The organism is Amycolatopsis rubida, from assembly GCF_900115345.1.
Lineage (GTDB): Bacteria > Actinomycetota > Actinomycetes > Mycobacteriales > Pseudonocardiaceae > Amycolatopsis > Amycolatopsis rubida.
This window is the reverse complement of the sequence record NZ_FOWC01000003.1, coordinates 248,026-264,454: the sequence shown is the minus strand read 5'-3', so window position 1 is coordinate 264,454 and position 16,429 is coordinate 248,026. Positions and strand designations below refer to the sequence as shown.

Annotated in this window: 8 protein-coding genes; all 8 read left to right on the top strand. The window is 71.5% G+C overall.

Annotated elements, in window-relative coordinates; genetic code table 11:
- The first annotated feature begins 1 nt into the window (after position 1).
- From BM362_RS48235 to BM362_RS15540, 8 genes are read left to right on the top strand one after another with little or no spacing between them, the layout of a single operon-like run.
- Entirely contained in the window at positions 2 to 3,742 is a 3,741-nt protein-coding gene (locus tag BM362_RS48235) for a hypothetical protein (RefSeq protein ID WP_208865216.1), read from the top strand.
- The gene (gene eccCa / locus BM362_RS15570) at positions 3,739 to 7,755 is read left to right on the top strand and encodes a type VII secretion protein EccCa (RefSeq protein ID WP_067590604.1); all 4,017 of its coding nucleotides are present in this window, start codon (positions 3,739 to 3,741) and stop codon (positions 7,753 to 7,755) included. Before BM362_RS48235 ends, eccCa begins: the two co-directional genes overlap by 4 nt.
- Positions 7,752 to 9,137 (top strand): type VII secretion integral membrane protein EccD, encoded by a 1,386-nt coding sequence (gene eccD / locus BM362_RS15565; RefSeq protein WP_093573596.1) that lies wholly within the window; start codon positions 7,752 to 7,754, stop codon positions 9,135 to 9,137. Before eccCa ends, eccD begins: the two co-directional genes overlap by 4 nt.
- A 16-nt stretch (positions 9,138 to 9,153) precedes the next feature.
- Positions 9,154 to 9,387, top strand: coding sequence for a type VII secretion protein EccB (locus BM362_RS15560; protein WP_067590599.1), 234 nt, complete (start codon positions 9,154 to 9,156; stop codon positions 9,385 to 9,387).
- Positions 9,388 to 9,399: 12 nt separating this feature from the next.
- Positions 9,400 to 11,862: a hypothetical protein gene (locus tag BM362_RS15555; protein WP_208865215.1), complete on the top strand. Its 2,463-nt coding sequence runs from the start codon at positions 9,400 to 9,402 to the stop codon at positions 11,860 to 11,862.
- A 19-nt stretch (positions 11,863 to 11,881) separates the two neighbouring features.
- Positions 11,882 to 15,169 (top strand): right-handed parallel beta-helix repeat-containing protein, encoded by a 3,288-nt coding sequence (locus BM362_RS15550; RefSeq protein ID WP_093573595.1) that lies wholly within the window; start codon positions 11,882 to 11,884, stop codon positions 15,167 to 15,169.
- Between the two features lie 17 nt (positions 15,170 to 15,186).
- Positions 15,187 to 15,585 carry a YbaB/EbfC family nucleoid-associated protein gene (locus BM362_RS15545; RefSeq protein WP_067590595.1) on the top strand — a complete coding sequence of 133 codons (399 nt, stop codon included), beginning with the start codon at positions 15,187 to 15,189 and terminating at the stop codon, positions 15,583 to 15,585.
- Complete coding sequence (locus tag BM362_RS15540) at positions 15,582 to 16,406, top strand: hypothetical protein (RefSeq protein ID WP_093573594.1); 825 nt, start codon at positions 15,582 to 15,584, stop codon at positions 16,404 to 16,406. Before BM362_RS15545 ends, BM362_RS15540 begins: the two co-directional genes overlap by 4 nt.
- Positions 16,407 to 16,429: the final 23 nt, after the last annotated feature.

The following is a 16,429-nucleotide window of genomic DNA, read 5'->3' as shown; positions in this document are numbered from 1 at the left end:
GATGGCGGACGACAACACCCACGGGTTCACCTCGGACGACAACGGGGTCTGGCCGGACACCACGCAGACCGGCAACCAGAACACCACTGGTGACCCGTCGAAGGACTTCGACGGCCTGACGTGGAAGCAGATCGAAGCGGCGATCCTCGGCGGCGGTTCGCTGTCGGGCGGCCAGGACAACCGGGACAAGGCCTACGGCAACGTCAACTGGCAGTCGCTTCAGGACGCGGCCGGGGTGTTTCAGGAGACGCAGCAGAACCTCGCGATGGTCGCTCAGTCCATTCAGGACCAGACCGCCGCCCTCGCCGGACCGGACGGTCCCTGGAAGGGCGACGCCGCGACGAAGTTCAAAGACATGATGACCACGCTGGGCAACAAGTTCTCCGATCTGGCCGACCGGATCGGCGACGGCGGCGGGTCGAACAACGTGCCGACGAACCTCGTCAATTCCGCGGCTTACCTCAAGTGGGCGCAGGACACGATCCGCTATATCGACAGCTACTACGCCAGCCAGGTCCTCGACCAGGGCAGCAAATACCACCTCAGCGACGGGCGCGCGTACATCTCGCAGTTCCCCGAAGCCGTCGAGATGATGACGAACGACATGCGCAAGGTGGGCGGCCAGCTCGCGCAGAAGTACAACACCGTGCACGTCAACGCGGGCAAGACGACCCCGCCGCCGACCCCTGGCGGCGGTGACGGCAACACGCCCAAGCCTCCCCCGCCACCACCGCCGCCTCCGCCTCCGCCCACACCGCCGCCGCCTCCGCCGCCGGTGACGCCTCCCCCGCCCCCGCCGGCTTCTCCGCCGCCGCCCCCGGTGACGCAGCCGCCGCCTACCCCGAAACCGCCGCCCGTGTCCCCGCCTCCGGGCGGTGGCGGCGGCAATGGCGCTCCGCCGCCGGTGAACAAGGCCGCGATTCCGCCGCCGCCGAATGGCGTGAACGGTCCTGGCGGGAGCAATGTGCCGCCTCCGTTGAAGAACGCTGCCGTGCCGCCTCCGCCCGGGGACCTCAAGGGACCGGGTGGCAACGGCACGCCGCCTCCGTTGAAGAACGCCGCCGTGCCGCCTCCTCCCGGGGACCTCAAGGGTCCTGGGGGCAACGGCACGCCGCCTCCGGTGAACGCTGCCTCCATTCCGCCGCCGCCCAACGGGGTCGGCGGGAACAACGTGAAGCCGCCGTCGGTCAAGTCACCGGCCATTCCGCCGCCGCCGGGCGATTCGCCAGGAGGCAACAACCTCAAATCGCCGTCGATCCCGCCCCCGCCCGGTGCCTCGGGCAACAACCTGGGCGGCCACGTCAACCCGCCATCGATCCCCGCCCCGCCCGGTGCCTCGGGCAACAACCTGGGCGGCCACGTCAACCCGCCATCGATCCCCGCCCCGCCCGGTGCCTCGGGCAACAACCTGGGCGGCCACGTCAACCCGCCATCGATCCCGGCCCCGCCGGGAAGCTCGGGCGGGTCGGGGCACGTGAACCCGGCGTCGATCCCGCCGCCTCCGGGCGCTTCCGGCGGCAACCTGGCGAACAACGCGCTCAACCCGGCTCACCTGCCGCCGGGCCTCAGCAACCCGCCGGGCAACCAGACGCCGGGCGGCAGCGGCATCCCGATGATGCCGCCGGGCGGCATGGGCGGCGGCGGGGGCCTGAACACGCCGTCGGCGGAACGCCCGGATTCGTCCGGACTGCTCGGCAACATCAAAAAGCCGTGGCTGAGCCCTCCCCCGGACGGCATCGGCAACCCCGACGCGCACGGCGACACACCGCCGCTCAGCTCCGCCAAGTGGGCTCCGCCTCCCGGCGCGAGCGGCGGGACCGGCGACGGCATCGGCGGACCCGGCGTCAACGGCCTCGGCGGACCCGGTGACGGCATCGGCGGACCCGGTGACACCGGTCCGGGCGCGATCAAGGGCCTGGGCGAGAGCGATCTGCCGAAGCTGCCGGATCCGGTCGGCAACCACGAGCAGGTCCCCGGCGGCGGAACCCCGCCGATGGTCCCGCCAGGCGGCATGGGCGGCGGCAGCGGCCTGAACACGCCCGCGGCGGAACGCCCGGATTCGTCCGGACTGCTCGGCAACATCAAAAAGCCGTGGCTGAGCCCTCCCCCGGACGGCATCGGCAACCCCGACGCGCACGGCGACACACCGCCGCTCAGCTCCGCCAAGTGGGCTCCGCCTCCCGGCGCGAGCGGCGGGACCGGCGGGACCGGCGACGGCATCGGCGGACCCGGCACGCCGGGCGGCGGAGAGCCGGTCGGCCCAGGAGTGAAAGGACTCGGCGAAAGCGACCTGCCGAAGCTGCCGGATCCCATCGCGAACCAGAACCACGAGCAGCAGCAGCTCCCGGCTTCGGGAATGCCGCCGATGGTGCCGCCGGGCGGGATGGGCGGCGGCAGCGGCTTGAACACGCCTGCCGCGGAGCGACCGGATTCGGCTGGACTGCTGGGCAACGTGCAGGAGCCGTGGACCGCCGATCTTCCCGGCGGGATCGGCGATCCGAGCGCCTTCGGCGAGACGCCGCCGAGCGAATCGGCGAAGTGGGCGCCTTCGGGCAAAGAGGCGCAAGGGCCGGGAATGCCCATGGTCCCGCCGGGTGGCGCCGGCGGCGGACTGAACACCCCCGCCGCCGAACGACCCGACTCCGCCGGATTGCTCGGCGACGTCCAGCAACCCTGGACAGCCAGCACCCCCGCCGGCATCGGAAACCCCACCGCCCAAGGCGAAACCCCGCCGAGCACCTCGACCGGCTGGGCAACGCAAGCCCAGGGCCCGGGAATGCCCATGGTCCCGCCGGGCAATGCGGGCAGCGGGGCGAGCCAGCCCGCCGCCGAACGACCCGACTCCGCCGGATTGCTCGGCGACGTCCAGCAACCCTGGACAGCCAGCACCCCGGCCGGCATCGGAAGTCCTGCCACACAAGGCGAAACTCCCCCAGGCGCGCCAGCTCGCGGGACGACCGTGCCGACCGGCGCAGGGAACCCCCTCGCACCGGAAGGACCAAGCACCTCGGCTCCGGCACCGAGCAACGGCTCCGCGCAGCCGCCTGGCGCGCCGATCGTCCCGCCGGGCAATGCGGGCAGCGGGGCGAACCAGCCCGCCGCCGAACGACCCGACTCCGCCGGATTGCTCGGCGACGTCCAGGAACCCTGGGCCGCGAGCGTCCCGGCCGGCGTCGGAAGTCCCAGCGCGCACGAGGAAACTCCGCCGGCCGAGGCCGCCGCCTGGTCCGCTGTGGGCACTCCGCCCGTGCCGGCGCCGCAGCGCGGCAACGACCGTCCGGACCGGACCGGACCGGCGAACACCGGCTGGGGAACCGCGGCGAACCCTGAACCCGAGAGCGTGCGGATCGCCGTGGTCCAGCCCCTTGACCACGAGGACACCTCAGCCTGGGACGTGGGCACCGCCGATTTCCTCCCCGCTCTCCTGCCGGTCGCCACGCAGGCGGAAGACCGGGCCGAGGAAATCACCACTGACTACGTCCAGCGCAGCGACGAACCGTGGCGTCCCGGCGAAGCACCCGCGCTCGGCACCTACCAGCGCGTCCGCGGCGGCCCGGCCGAGATCCTCCCCGACGAGCTGCCCACCTGCGGCGACGCGCCGGAGCCCCTGGAGCCCGAAGCGGACACCGCAGAAGAAGAGACCGAGGAAGAAGAGGAACGCACCATGGCCGATCTGCTCCGGCAGGACGATTCGGCCTGGGGCAAGCCGGTGCACCGCAGCACGCCGGGGGTGCTCGAATGAGCACGGAAACCGTCAAGCGGGGCCCGCGTGCGGCGGGTCCGGAAATGCCCGAGGGGCAGGAAGAACTGCAGGAACCGCCGGTAATGGCGGAACCGGCGGCGCGCGATTTCAACTCGCTGCTGATGATGCTGCCGATGGCCATCGGCTCGCTGGTGATGGTGCTGGCGTTCTCCGGAGTCGCGGGCAGTTCGCCGTTCACCTACGTGATCGGCGGCGGCATGGGCGTGTCCATGATCGCGATGAGCCTCGGGCAGCTGTCCCGCGCGGCCGCCGAGCGCAAGCGCAAGATGCAGGCCGAGCGGCGGGACTACCTGCGCTACATCGGCCAGGTCCGCGAGCGGGCCCGTTCGACCGCCGAGGACCAGCGGCAGGCGGTGGCCTGGAACAACCCGTCCCCGGATGCGCTGTGGTCGCTCGCGATGGGGCCGCGGCTGTGGGAGCGCCGGATCAGCCACGAGGACTTCGCCCGGGTGCGGATCGGGCTCGGCACGCAGCAGTCGGCGCTCGAACTGGTGCCGCCGGTGACCAAGCCGATCGAGGACCTCGAACCGCTGTCGGCGATCTCGCTGCGCCGGTTCACCGAGACCTACCGCACGCTCTCGGGCATCCCGACCGCGGTGGGGCTGCGGAGCTTCACCAGCGTCGAGTTCGACGGCGATCCGGACGCGGCCGCCGGGCTGGTCCGGGCGATGCTCGCGCAGCTGGTCGCCTTCCATTCGCCGGACGAACTGCGGCTCGCGGTGCTCACCACCGAAGCCGCGCAGGCGCAGTGGGACTGGGTGAAGTGGTTGCCGCACAACAACCATCCGACCCTGCGCGACGCGGCGGGCCCGCTGCGGCTGCTCGCCGCCGACCACGACGAGCTGATGGATCTCCTCGGCCCGGACGTCGCCGACCGCGACGACCACGACAAGACCGTCGGGCCGACCACGACCGAACCGTTCGTGGTGGTCGTGGCGCATCTGGCGACGATCCCGGAGTCCTCGCGGCTGGTCGGCGCGGGTCTGCGCAACGTGGTGCTGCTCGACGTCACCGGCGCGCTCCCGGGCGGGCCCAAGGTGCTGCGACTGACCACAAAGGACGATCTGGTCGAGTTCCCGGCGGGCAGCGGCGTCGGTTCGGCGACCCGCGACGAGCTGTCGGTGACCCAGGTCGAAGGCCTCGCCCGGCTGCTCGCGCCCAAGCGGACCAGCGGCACCCTGGAAATCGCCGACCAGCCGCTGGAAAGCGACTTCGGGCTGACCGCTCTGCTGGGCATCAAGGACGTGCACACCTTCGACATCCCGGGCCAGTGGCGGCCGCGGGCGGCGCAGCGGGCCCGGATGTCCGTGCCGATCGGCGTGACCGAGGACGGCGAGATCGTCGAGCTGGACCTGAAGGAATCGGCGCAGGGCGGGATGGGCCCGCACGGGATGCTGATCGGCGCGACCGGGTCGGGCAAGTCGGAACTGCTGCGCACGCTCGTGCTCGGGCTGGCCGCGACGCATTCGTCGGAGATCCTCAACTTCGTGCTTGTCGACTTCAAGGGCGGCGCGACGTTCCTCGGCATGGACCGGCTGCCGCACACCTCGGCGACGATCACCAACCTCGCCGACGAACTGCCGCTGGTCGACCGCATGCAGGACTCGCTCAACGGCGAAATGGTGCGGCGGCAGGAACAACTGCGCGCGAGCGGCTACCCGTCGCTGTACGAATACGAGAAGGCGCGCGCGGCCGGCGAACAGCTGGCCCCGATGCCGACGCTGTTCCTGGTGGTGGACGAGTTCTCCGAGCTGCTGAGCGCGAAGCCGGAGTTCATGGAGCTGTTCGTCTCGGTCGGGCGGCTGGGCCGCAGTCTCGGCGTGCACCTGCTGCTCGCCTCGCAGCGGCTGGACGAGGGCCGCATCCACCGCGTCGAAGGCCACCTGTCGTACCGGATCGCGTTGCGCACCTTCTCCTCGATGGAATCCCGCAGCGTGATCGGCGCGGGCAGCGCCTACGAGCTGCCGCCGGAACCGGGCAACGGCTACCTGAAGATCGACACCACGAACCTGGTGCGGTTCAAGGCCGCTTACGTCTCCGGACCGGTCCCCGCGGGCAGCGGCGAAAACTCCGCGGTCGCGGCCGCACGGGCGAGCCGCGAGGTCGTCCCGTTCCGCACCGAGGCCCGGCCCGCCAAGCTGATCATCCGCGACGACGAACCGGAACCGGCCGAGAAGCAGTCCGATGTGGACGCTCTCGAAGCCGCCGTGCCGGGCGGGCCGACGCTCGCCGACGCGTTCATCGACCGGCTGACCGGCGCGGGTCCGGCGGCGCGCCAGGTGTGGCTGCCGCCGCTGGCCGAATCGCCGAGCCTGGACTCGCTGCTGCCGAGCGTCACGCCGGACCCGGTGCGCGGCATGGCGGTGGCCGACCCGGCGCACTGGGGGAGGCTCCGGGTGCCGATGGGGATGATCGACCGGCCGTTCGAGCAGGTCCGCGAGCTGCTGACGGCGGACCTGTCCTCGGCGGCCGGGCACGTCGCGGTGGTCGGCGGGCCGAAGACCGGCAAGTCGACGCTGCTGCGCACGCTCGTGCTGGCGCTGGCGATGACGCACACCCCGCAGGAGGTCCAGTTCTACGGGCTGGACTTCGGCGGCGGCGGGATCATGTCGCTGTCCGGGCTGCCGCACGTCGGTTCGGTCGCCACCCGGCTCGAACGCGACCGCGTCGTCCGGACCATCGAGGAAATCTCGCAGGTCATGGAGGGCCGCGAGACGCTGTTCTCCGAGCACGGCATCGAATCCATGGACGCTTACCGCGCGTTGCGCCGAAGCGGCCAGATCGAGGATCCGTTCGGGGACGTCTTCCTGGTGGTCGACGGCTGGTACAGCCTCAAGAACGACTACAGCGACCTGGAGCAGAAGATCGGCGAGCTGGCCTCGCGCGGACTGTCCTTCGGCGTGCACGTGGTGATCGGCGCGACCCGCTGGTCGGAGATCCGCCCGTACCTGCGCGACCTGCTGCAGACGCGGTTCGAGCTGCGGCTCGGCGATCCGATGGAGTCGGAAATCGGCTCGCGCAAGGCGAAAACGGTGCCGAACCAGCCGGGCCGCGGCCTGACCCCGGACGGCCTGCACTTCCTCGCCGGGCTGCCGCGCATGGACGGCAGCGGGAACACCGACGACCTCGCGGCGGCGGCCAAGGCGGTCGCCGAAGAGGTCCACCTGTTCTGGCCGGGCGCGCCGGCCCCGGCGGTCCGGCTGCTGCCCGCGAAACTGCCGATGGCCCAGCTGCCCGCGCCCGAGGGCGACCTGCGGATCGCGCTCGGGCAGGACGAACAGCGGCTGCTGCCGGTGTGGCACGACTTCGCGGCCACTCCGCATCTGCTTGCCTTCGGGGACAACGAAACCGGCAAGACCAACCTGCTGCGGGTCGTCCTGCGTTCGGTCCTGACGCGCTACTCGCCGAGCGAGGCGAAGATCGTGCTGGCCGACCCGAGCCGCCAGCTGGACGCGGAAGTGCCCGAGGAGTACCGCGTCGGCTACGCGACCACGACCGAGGCCCTGCAGGAACTGGCGCAGCAGGCCAGCGTTTCGCTCACTCCCCGGGTCCCGGACCAGACCATCACCGCGGACCGGCTCAAGCGCCGCGACTGGTGGACCGGCCCGCGGCTGTTCTTCGTGGTCGACGACTACCAGCTGCTGACCAGTGGCATGGGCTCGCCGCTGGAACCGCTGTTGTCCCTGCTGTCGCAGGGTTCCTACATCGGCTTCCACCTGATCCTCAGCCGCAGCACCTCGGGCGCGATGCGGGCGCTGAGCGACTCGGTGGTCCGCCGGATCTGGGAGCTGGGCAGCCCGGGCGCGGTGTTCTCCTATCCCAAGGAGGAGGGCAAATTCCTCGGCGAGGCGGCTCCTCGCCAGCTGCCCGCCGGACGCGCGCAGCTGGTCACCCGCCGCGGCGTGAAGCTCGTGCAGACCGCGATCGCGGAAGAAGACCGGGCAGGCGAGGGCTGGTCCCCGCTCGCGATGACCGAAAGGGGCGTGCGATGACCGCGTCGACCGGCGAACTGTGCCGGATCACCGTGTACGGGCCGCAGGGCAGGGCGGATCTGGCGGTGCCGATGTCCGTCCCGCTGACCAGCCTGCTGCCGGTGCTGCTGGAGCACACCGGCGGCCGCGACGACCTCGGCGAGGGCTGGGTGCTCCAGCGGCTCGGCGAAGAGCCGCTGGACGCGTCGGGGACGCCGGAGTCGCTGGACTGGAAGGAGGGCGAGGAATTCCACCTGCGCCCTCGCGCGGACCCGTTGCCCGAGCTGGATTTCGACGACATCGCGGACGGCATGGCCACGGCGGTGAGCCGCCATCCCGGCCGCTGGCGCCCGGAGTTCAACCGCGGCCTGTTCCTCGGGTTCGCGATCTTCTCCCTCGTGGTGCTGGCCAAGGTGCTGCTCTACCCGGGTTCGGCCGGGCTGACCGCGATCGGCGGCGGTGTGGTGTCGCTCGGGCTGCTCGTCGCGGCCGTGGCGACCGGGGTGCGCTCCGAGGACAAGGCGCTGCTGACGTTGCTCGGCCTCGGCGGCTGCGCGTTCGCGTTCCTCTCCGGCGCGGTCGCGGTGGCCGGGCTCGATCCGGCGTTCGACCTGCAAGGCACACCGATCCTGACCGGCTGCCTGACCTTCGCGCTGGCCGGCGGTCTCGTGCTCGGCGGACGGGCCGCGTGGTCGCACGCCATCCCGTTCGTGCCGTTCGGCGCGGTCGTCGCGACCGGGCTGGCCGGGGCGCTCTCGCTGTGGCTGCACCTCGGTGCCGGGTTCACCACCCAGCAGGCGGCCGGGCTGGTGTCGTTCGTGCTGGTCGGGCTGATGGTGTTCGCGCCGCGGATCGGCATCCGGTTCGCTCGCATCCGCGGTCCGCAGCTGCCGCGTTCGGCCGGGGAACTGCAGTACGACATCGAGCCGATGCCGGCCGCGCAAATGGTGCACCAGACCGGGTACGCCGACGGCTACCTCACCATCGCCTGCCTCGCCGCCACGGCCGTTTTCGTCGGCTGCTTCCCGTTCCTGGTCGGCAACGGGCTGTTCCCGACCGTTCTCGGCGGGCTGGTGTCCGCGGCGGTGCTGATGCGCTCGCGGGCGCTGCTCGGGGTGTGGCAGCGGGTTCCGCTCGCCGTCGCCGGCGCGATCGGCCTGGTGCTGCTCGGGCTGTCGCTGATCCAGCCGCTGCCCACGCCGTGGCGCGGCGCCTGCCTCGCCGGGCTGTGCCTGGTGTTCTTCCTGCTCCTGCTGGCGATGCTGCGCCCGCCGCCGCGGCGGCTGCTGCCGATCTGGGGGCATCTGGCGAACTGGCTGGAAACGCTGAGCGCGGTGGCGATGATCCCGATCCTGCTGCAGCTGTTCGGCGTCTACGCGTGGGCCGTCGGGCTCACCGAATAAGCGAAGGAGAGGTGCCATGGTGCAGACGCAGAAGGACCACGTCGAGGCGTATTCGTTCCTGATCGGGCGGATGACCTCGGCGCTGGTGCTCGGCGACGCGGCCCACCTCGACGTGCCCGCCCGGCGGGCCTGGGTGGGCCTGCTGGTCGGGCTGGTCCTCGGCCTGCTGATCGCGGTCGGGTTCTTCGTGTACGGGCTGATCGCGCACCACACCGGCGGGGCGGCGCCCGCCGTCGGCCGCCGGGCCTGAAAGGAGGCAGCCATGGAACTCTCGCTGATCCGGCGCGGCGATTCGGGCGCCGCGCTCGAAAAGAAGACCGTGGGCAACGCGCTGGTGGTGCACCCCGCGGAAGGGATGACCGGCGAGGCGCAGTCGCTCGCGCTCGGCGTCGCGGCCGATCCCGACCACGACCTGGTCGTGGTGGACCTGCCGGTGGACTCGCCGATCACGATGTGGGAATCGGTGGCCAAGGCGCTGCCGCGCCGGCGGCGCGGGGTGCGGCTGGTGATCGGCGGGCGCTCGCGCGAGACGACCGCGCTGGCCGGGCAGTGGCTGGCCGAGCGGATCAACCGCCCGGTGCTCGCGCCGGACGGTTCGGTGATCCCGAGCGCGGGCGGCGCGCTGTTCGTCCACGCCGGACGCGGCGGCGGCTGGGTGCGTTTCCGGCCGGGCCGCCCGCCGGCCTGGGAGGCGAAGCGGTTCCCGCGCCCGGCGTGGGATTCCGGGATCGCCGCCGAGCTGACTCCGACGAGTTCGCGCGGCGTCGCCGAACCTCTCCCGGGCGGTCTGTGGGTGCGCCCGGTCGGGTTCGACGCTCCCCAGCGGCAGCACCGCACGGCGCTGATCTCCCGGATGCCCGCGCAGCACGACACCATGACGATCGTGCTGGGCTGCCCCGGCTGCCCGCCGCTGGCCCTGGACGACGCGGCCCGGCTGTGGGTGCAACTGCCGGAGAAGGTGCGGGCCAAGGCGCGGTTCGTGCAGTACGGCCCGATGCAGGTGCCCGGCGAGGCCACGATCGGGCAGGCGCTGGCCGACCTGCTCGGCAAGCCGGTCGCGTTCTACGCGGGCGTGCCGGTCGGTTCGCCGCAGCTGCCGACTCTGCGGACCGTGCTGCACGACGGGCGGCTCGGCTGGCGTCCGTTCACCACCGAACTCGGCTACGAACCGCGTTCGGGTGACGAAACGCCGTTGCCGGAACTGCTTTCGCACCGTCCGCCGATCCACGGGCTCGACCAGGTGTCTCCGGCGGTGTACTGGTACTCGCCGGACGCGGTGGTCGAGGTCGTGCAGTCCGGTCTGCTGGTGCGTCCGCCCCAGGACGGCCCGTCCTCGGCGGCGATCCGCGAGATCGGCCTCGATGCCGCGGTGCACAATCTGACCTTCGACGCGGCGGACGAGGGCTCGGCCTCGCGGATGCGGTTGCTGGCGGAGGATCTGCTGGCGCGGCTGGACGAGCAGACCCGCCGGATGAGCCGGGTGCTGCCTGCCGCCGCGCTGCTCGCCGAGCGTGCTCGCCCGCGGGTGGTGGCGCGGGCGTTGGACGCTATCGAGTCCGGGCATCCGGTGCCCGTGGTGGCCGCGGCTCCTCCGGCGGCTTATCTGCCTGCGGCTCCGGCGGCGTTGGGTATTGCCGCGCCGACCGAGGTTCCCGGGGCGATCGCCGCTCCCGCTCCGGTCGCCGCGCCCGCCAAGCCGGAGGCTCCGGCCGAACCGCCGGTCAAGGTCTCTGCCGCTCCTCCGGCGGCGAAGCCGATCACGCACCTCGCTCCGGCCGACGTCGCACCGGCCAAGCCGGTGGAACCGCCGGTCGCCAAGCCCGCGGTTCCGGTCGCGGAAAAGCCGGCCGGGCCGGTGTCCGCCGCGGACAAACCGGAGCCCGCGCCGAAACCGGCGAAAGCCCCGGCGGAGCTGCGCTTCCAGGAGACCCCCGGTGCGGAATCGACCGCGCTGCTGCCCCGGCGCGGCGCGGACAAGGAACGCCAGTGGCTGCGCAAATCGCTCGGCGCGGAATACGGCCTGATGTCCAACACCGTCGCGCGGATCCTGTCCGAGCACCCGGGCTTCCAAGGCGTGCTGTCGACCTCCTCCTCGGCCGAGGTGCTGACCGACGCGGTAGCCGTGCAGCTTTACCTGTCCCCCAAGGGATCGACGATCGACGCCGGACTGCGGCGCGGCGCGAACGGTCCGCACGTCCCGGTCGCCCGGTGCGTCGTGGCCGGGCTGAGCAGGCTGCCCTCGCACCGCGGTCCGGCGACCTTCGCCGCCGAGCTGCCGCCGTCCGCGTGGCCGCTGCTGGACCAGCGGAAAGTGCTGACCGAATGGGGCTTCCTCAACGCGCTGACGCAACCGTCGTCCACGGTGGACGGCGAGACGGACGTGCTGGTGTGGTCGATCACCGGACGGCGCACCAAATTGCTGGAGCCGAGCGAGGGCGGCGTCGAAAACCGGGTGCTGTTCGTGCCGGGGACCAGCTTCAAGGTGCTGGAAACCCGCGAACCGGCGGCGGGCGCGCGGGGCGCGGTGCTGCTGCGGGAGCTGACCGCGAGCGAGATCGACGAGACCGGGCGGGTGGCGAACGACCGGGCGTCGCTGGACGAGCTGGCCATGAACTCGCTCCGGCAGACGGTGCGGACGTGGGCGGAAGCGGGCGAGGACCTGGCCCGGACCGTGATGGACGAGCAGGCGGCGGAGCGGTTCGGGGCGCTCCCGGGCCTGGCGTGAGTGCGGAGAGGCGGAGACGATGAACCGACAGCTGCTCGTGGTCGGCGGCGACCGGCCGGGTGCCTTCGGAACCATCGGCGCGGCGCTGGCGCAGGCGCAGCCGGGGGCGACGATCAGCGTGCACCCCGGACGGTACGAGGAAAACCTCGTGGTGGACCGGATGGTGTCGCTGGTGGCCGAACAGGGCGCGGGGACCGTGGAAATCGTGGCGAACACCGGAAGCGTGCTCGTCGCGAACGCCGAAGCGGTGCAGCTCAGCGGGTTCGTTCTCACCGGCGTCGACGACCAGCTGGTCACGGTGGACGTCGTGCGCGGCGAGGCGGCGCTGGACGGCTGCCGGCTGTCCGGGACCTCGTGGGCGACGCTGCTGGCCCGGCTGGAGGGTTCGCTCGCGCTGCGGGGCTGCACGGTGACCAGCACCGGCGGCGCCGGGGTCGTCATCGCCTCGCCGGTGCAATCGGCCATTGAGGACACTGAGATCGTCGACGCCGCGTCGTCCGGGGTGGTCGTGGCCGAGACCGGATCGGTGCTGCTGCGGCGCTGCGCGGTGCGGGGCGCGGCGGGCAACGGAGTGTGCGTCAACGGCGAAGCGGTCGCGATTGTCGAGCAGTGCGAGATCGTCGGCGCGCAGAAACCGGCGATGGTCGTGGAACAGCAAGGGCGCGCGACGATCACCGGGCTGAGCGTGCGGGACAGCGCGAACGTCGACCTGTACGTGACCAGCAAGGGCCGGATTTCGGTGGCGTCGTCGCAGTTCCGGTCGGCACCGATGCAGGCCGCGCACATCGCCGCGTCCGCCGAGCCGTTGCTGCGCGAGTGCGTGTTCGCCGGGGCGGGCACGAACGCGGTGCAGGCCACCGGAACCTCCGCACCGCAGTTCGTGGACTGCACTTTTGAAGGCTCGCCGGTCACGATCCTGGTCGACGACCAGGCACGGCCGCGGTTCGAGCGCGCGACCGTGCGGGGCTCTACGCACACCGCGATGTCGGTCAGCGCGGAATCCGCGGTAACCGTCGGCGGGCTGCGGATGACGCCGGACAGCGGCGTCGGGGTCGTCCTTTCCGGACAGTCCACTCTGGACCTCGCGGACGCCTCCATCGACACCGGCCGGGAAACCGGGGTGCAGGTCACCGAGGACGCCCGGTTGACTGTCGCCGACCTCCGCGTCGATTCGACGGCCGACAAGGCGGTCTCGTTCACTGGTGGCGCGCCGTCCTCGGCGAAGTCGGTGCAGGTGCGCGGCGGTGGCCTGCACCTTGCCGGTACCGCGGAGATCTCCTTGCAGGACTGCGAGATCATCGATTCCGCCGGGGACGGAATCACCGTCGGATCGAGGCTGACCGCTTCCCGCTGCCGGGTGCGCAATGCGCGAGGCAACGGGGTGTACGTCGGTGCTCAGGCGTCGTTCACCGAATGCGAGATCCTCGGCGCGGGCGAGGACGGCTTCCACGTGGAAACCACCGAACCGGTCAGCATCCGCGATTGCGTGGTCAACGACGCCTCGGGCGAACTCGTGAGCGGCGAGCACGCGGACGTGGACAACCTCGGCACCGATTCCGCCCGAACTGCCGAGCCGTCGCCCGCCGGTCCGCCGGGCGGCTTCGCGGCCGCTGACCAGACCGTGAGCGAGGCCGCCGGCGAGGTGCTCGAAGGCCCGCTGGGCGATCTGGAGGCGCTGGTCGGGCTCGCCGGGGTGAAGAAGGAAGTCACCGGCCTGATCAACCTGATCAAGATGTCGCAGATGCGCGAGCGGATGGGCCTGCCGATGCCGCCGATGTCGCGGCACCTGGTGTTCGCGGGCCCGCCCGGCACCGGCAAGACGACGGTCGCCCGGCTGTACGGCACGGTGCTCGCCGAACTCGGCATCCTGTCGAAGGGGCACATGATCGAGGTGGCCCGCCAGGACCTGGTCGGCCAGTACATCGGGTCCACCGCGATCAAGACCACCGAGGTCGTGGAAAAGGCCGTCGGCGGGGTGCTGTTCATCGACGAGGCGTACACGCTGAGCGCGCCGACCGGCGGCTCCGGTCCGGACTTCGGGCAGGAAGCGATCGACGCGCTGATGAAGATCATGGAGGACCAGCGCGATTCGCTGGTGGTGATCGTCGCGGGCTATTCCGAGCAGATGGAACAGTTCCTGCAGTCGAACCCCGGCCTCGCCTCGCGGTTCACCCGCACCATCGAATTCCCGAACTACAGCGTCGACGAACTGGTCACCATCACGACCGGCCTGACCCGCAAGCACTACTACGAGATGACCGACGACGCGCTCGCCGCGCTGCGCGAGTATTTCGAACGGGTGCCGAAGACCTCGACGTTCGGCAACGGCCGGGTCGCGCGCAAGCTGTTCGAGGCGATGGTGAACAACCAGGCGTCGCGGCTGGCGCTTTATCCGCCGTCCAAAGACATCGAACTGAACCGCCTCACCGCCGATGACCTTCAGGCCGAGCTCGCGCAACTGCCGTCCGCCGCGAAGTCAACGGTCTCGGTCGCCGCCGATCCCGCCGCCGCTGTCAAGACCAGTGCGGGCTGGAAGCGTCTCAGCGGCCTGGCCGGCCAGAAATCGGTGCGAGAGAACGCCGAACGGCTGCTGCTCAAACTCGGCAGGCTCGCCCACGAACGCCAGCCGCTCGGCCACCAGGCCAATCTGGTGATCAGCGGCAAACGCGGCACCGGACGGTCGGAGTACGCGAAACTGTACGCGCAAATCCTCTCCGAATTCGGCATGGCCCCGATGGGACAGCTGGTGCGCCGCAACCTCGCCGAAGAGCTTTCCCCGCAATGGCCGGGCCAAGCCGAACACCTGGTCCGGGCCGCGGTGGAGGACGCTTCCGGCGGCACCCTGGTCGTCGACCTGGACGGCGACTGGGACACCTCGCCGCACACCCCCGGCATCGAAGCCCTGGAAGCACTGTCGGAAATGATCGCCCGCCGTCCCGCCGATCCGGTCGTGGTGTTCACCGGCGAAAGCGACCGCGTCGGCGAACTGCTCGCCCAACTGCCCACCCTGCGCGACGCCTTCCCGTACGGCTGGCAGCTCGGCGAATACACAGTGGACGAACTCGCCGAGATCGCCGTACGCCTGCTGGTGCGGCGTGGTCACGAGGTTCCCGACGACGTCCGCGACGCCCTCGCCCACGAACTGTCCGCCGCGTCCGACCACACCGCGTACGCCGCGCACGAACTCGCCCGCACGCTCTCGGCCGCCGCCGCGTCCCGCACGCTCGCCGCCGCCGATCTGCGCGGCATCCGCCCGCCCGACACCGGCGCCATGGCCCTCGGGCCCGGACTGGCCTCGGTCGGCTGACCCTCGGGAGGGGATTGATGAGCACGCACTACGAAAAGATGCTTGAGGACGCGATGGCGGCTTACCAGCACCAACGCGACCATTTCGACCAAGCCCGCCAGGACGTCGAAACCGCCACCAGCACCGCCACTTCGGCTCGCCGCGAGGTCACGGCGACCGTAGGCCGTACCGGCGACCTGACCGAACTTTCCTTCCCCACCAGCGCGTACAAACGCATGGCTCCCGCCGAGCTGGCCTCGGTGATCGTGCAGACCGTGGCCGCCGCCCGGCAGAAATCCGTCGCCGCGGCCGCGGAAATGATGGCCCCCATGCTGCCGCCGGGCATCTCAGCGGAGGATTTGATGAGCGGAAAAGTGGACGTCAACGCCCTGTTCTCGGCGCGGGTGCCGGGATTCGACGAAGGGAACCTGCCGTGACCGACCAGTTTTTCGTCGACGCCGACGGTCTGGACGGCGGCCGCGACGGCTTCGACGGCAAGAGCGCCGAACTGCGCACGCTGGCCCAGCGGGTGCAGAGCCTGGCGAACCCCGGCCGGATCCAGGACGCGGCCGGGAACGACAAGAACGGCAACGAATTCTCGAAAACGCACATCCAGTCGGCGGCCGAGATCTACAACGGCATCAACGCCTGGGCACTGGCGGTGGAAGCGACGCGCGACGCGATCGGCGACATGGCGACGTCGTTCCGCGAGGCAGACCAGGGTGCTTACGACGGGTCGAACGCCCTGTTCAAGAACTTCACCGACCTGAACCACAAGGTCCGCAAGGCCGACCCCGGCGGCGGTTCGGACAACCCTCCGACCGAGTACCAGCGCGGCGTGCGGATCCAGGGCAAGCTGCTGCGCACCGAACCGGAAGCCGAAGACGGCGGCGGCTGGACCCCGGCCAAGAGCCTCCGGGCGCAGGTCCCGGATCGCGGCAAGGAACCCGTGACCGGCGACGCACCGCGCTTGAAGCGCCTCTCGGCCGAGCGCCCGGCCCAGCACAAGGTCGAGACCCCGCTGCAACCGACCGAATCGACGGTCTTCGTCCGCTCGGAGAAACCGGTGCACGCGGTCGAGGACCGGATGGAGACCCCCGAAGGCGAGGTCACCCTGCCGGAGCGGACCCCGGCCCGCCTGGAGCCGACGGAGTCCTGGGTGCCCGCGGTGAAGGGAGAACCCGCACCACGCGGCTGGGAACCGGCGAAGTCGATCCCCGCCCAGCCCGCGATCACCCCGGAAGACCCCGTTTCCTGACTGCTGTGCGCTAAGGAGGTGCC

Excerpts from the sequence above, each read along its gene's own strand:
- BM362_RS15545 (WP_067590595.1), top strand. The coding sequence starts at position 15,187 with ATGAGCACGCACTACGAAAAGATGCTTGAGGACGCGATGGCGGCTTAC.
- BM362_RS15560 (WP_067590599.1), top strand. The coding sequence starts at position 9,154 with ATGGTGCAGACGCAGAAGGACCACGTCGAGGCGTATTCGTTCCTGATC.
- BM362_RS15555 (WP_208865215.1), top strand. The coding sequence starts at position 9,400 with ATGGAACTCTCGCTGATCCGGCGCGGCGATTCGGGCGCCGCGCTCGAA.
- eccD (WP_093573596.1), top strand. The coding sequence starts at position 7,752 with ATGACCGCGTCGACCGGCGAACTGTGCCGGATCACCGTGTACGGGCCG.
- BM362_RS48235 (WP_208865216.1), top strand. The coding sequence starts at position 2 with ATGGCGGACGACAACACCCACGGGTTCACCTCGGACGACAACGGGGTC.
- BM362_RS15550 (WP_093573595.1), top strand. The coding sequence starts at position 11,882 with ATGAACCGACAGCTGCTCGTGGTCGGCGGCGACCGGCCGGGTGCCTTC.
- eccCa (WP_067590604.1), top strand. The coding sequence starts at position 3,739 with ATGAGCACGGAAACCGTCAAGCGGGGCCCGCGTGCGGCGGGTCCGGAA.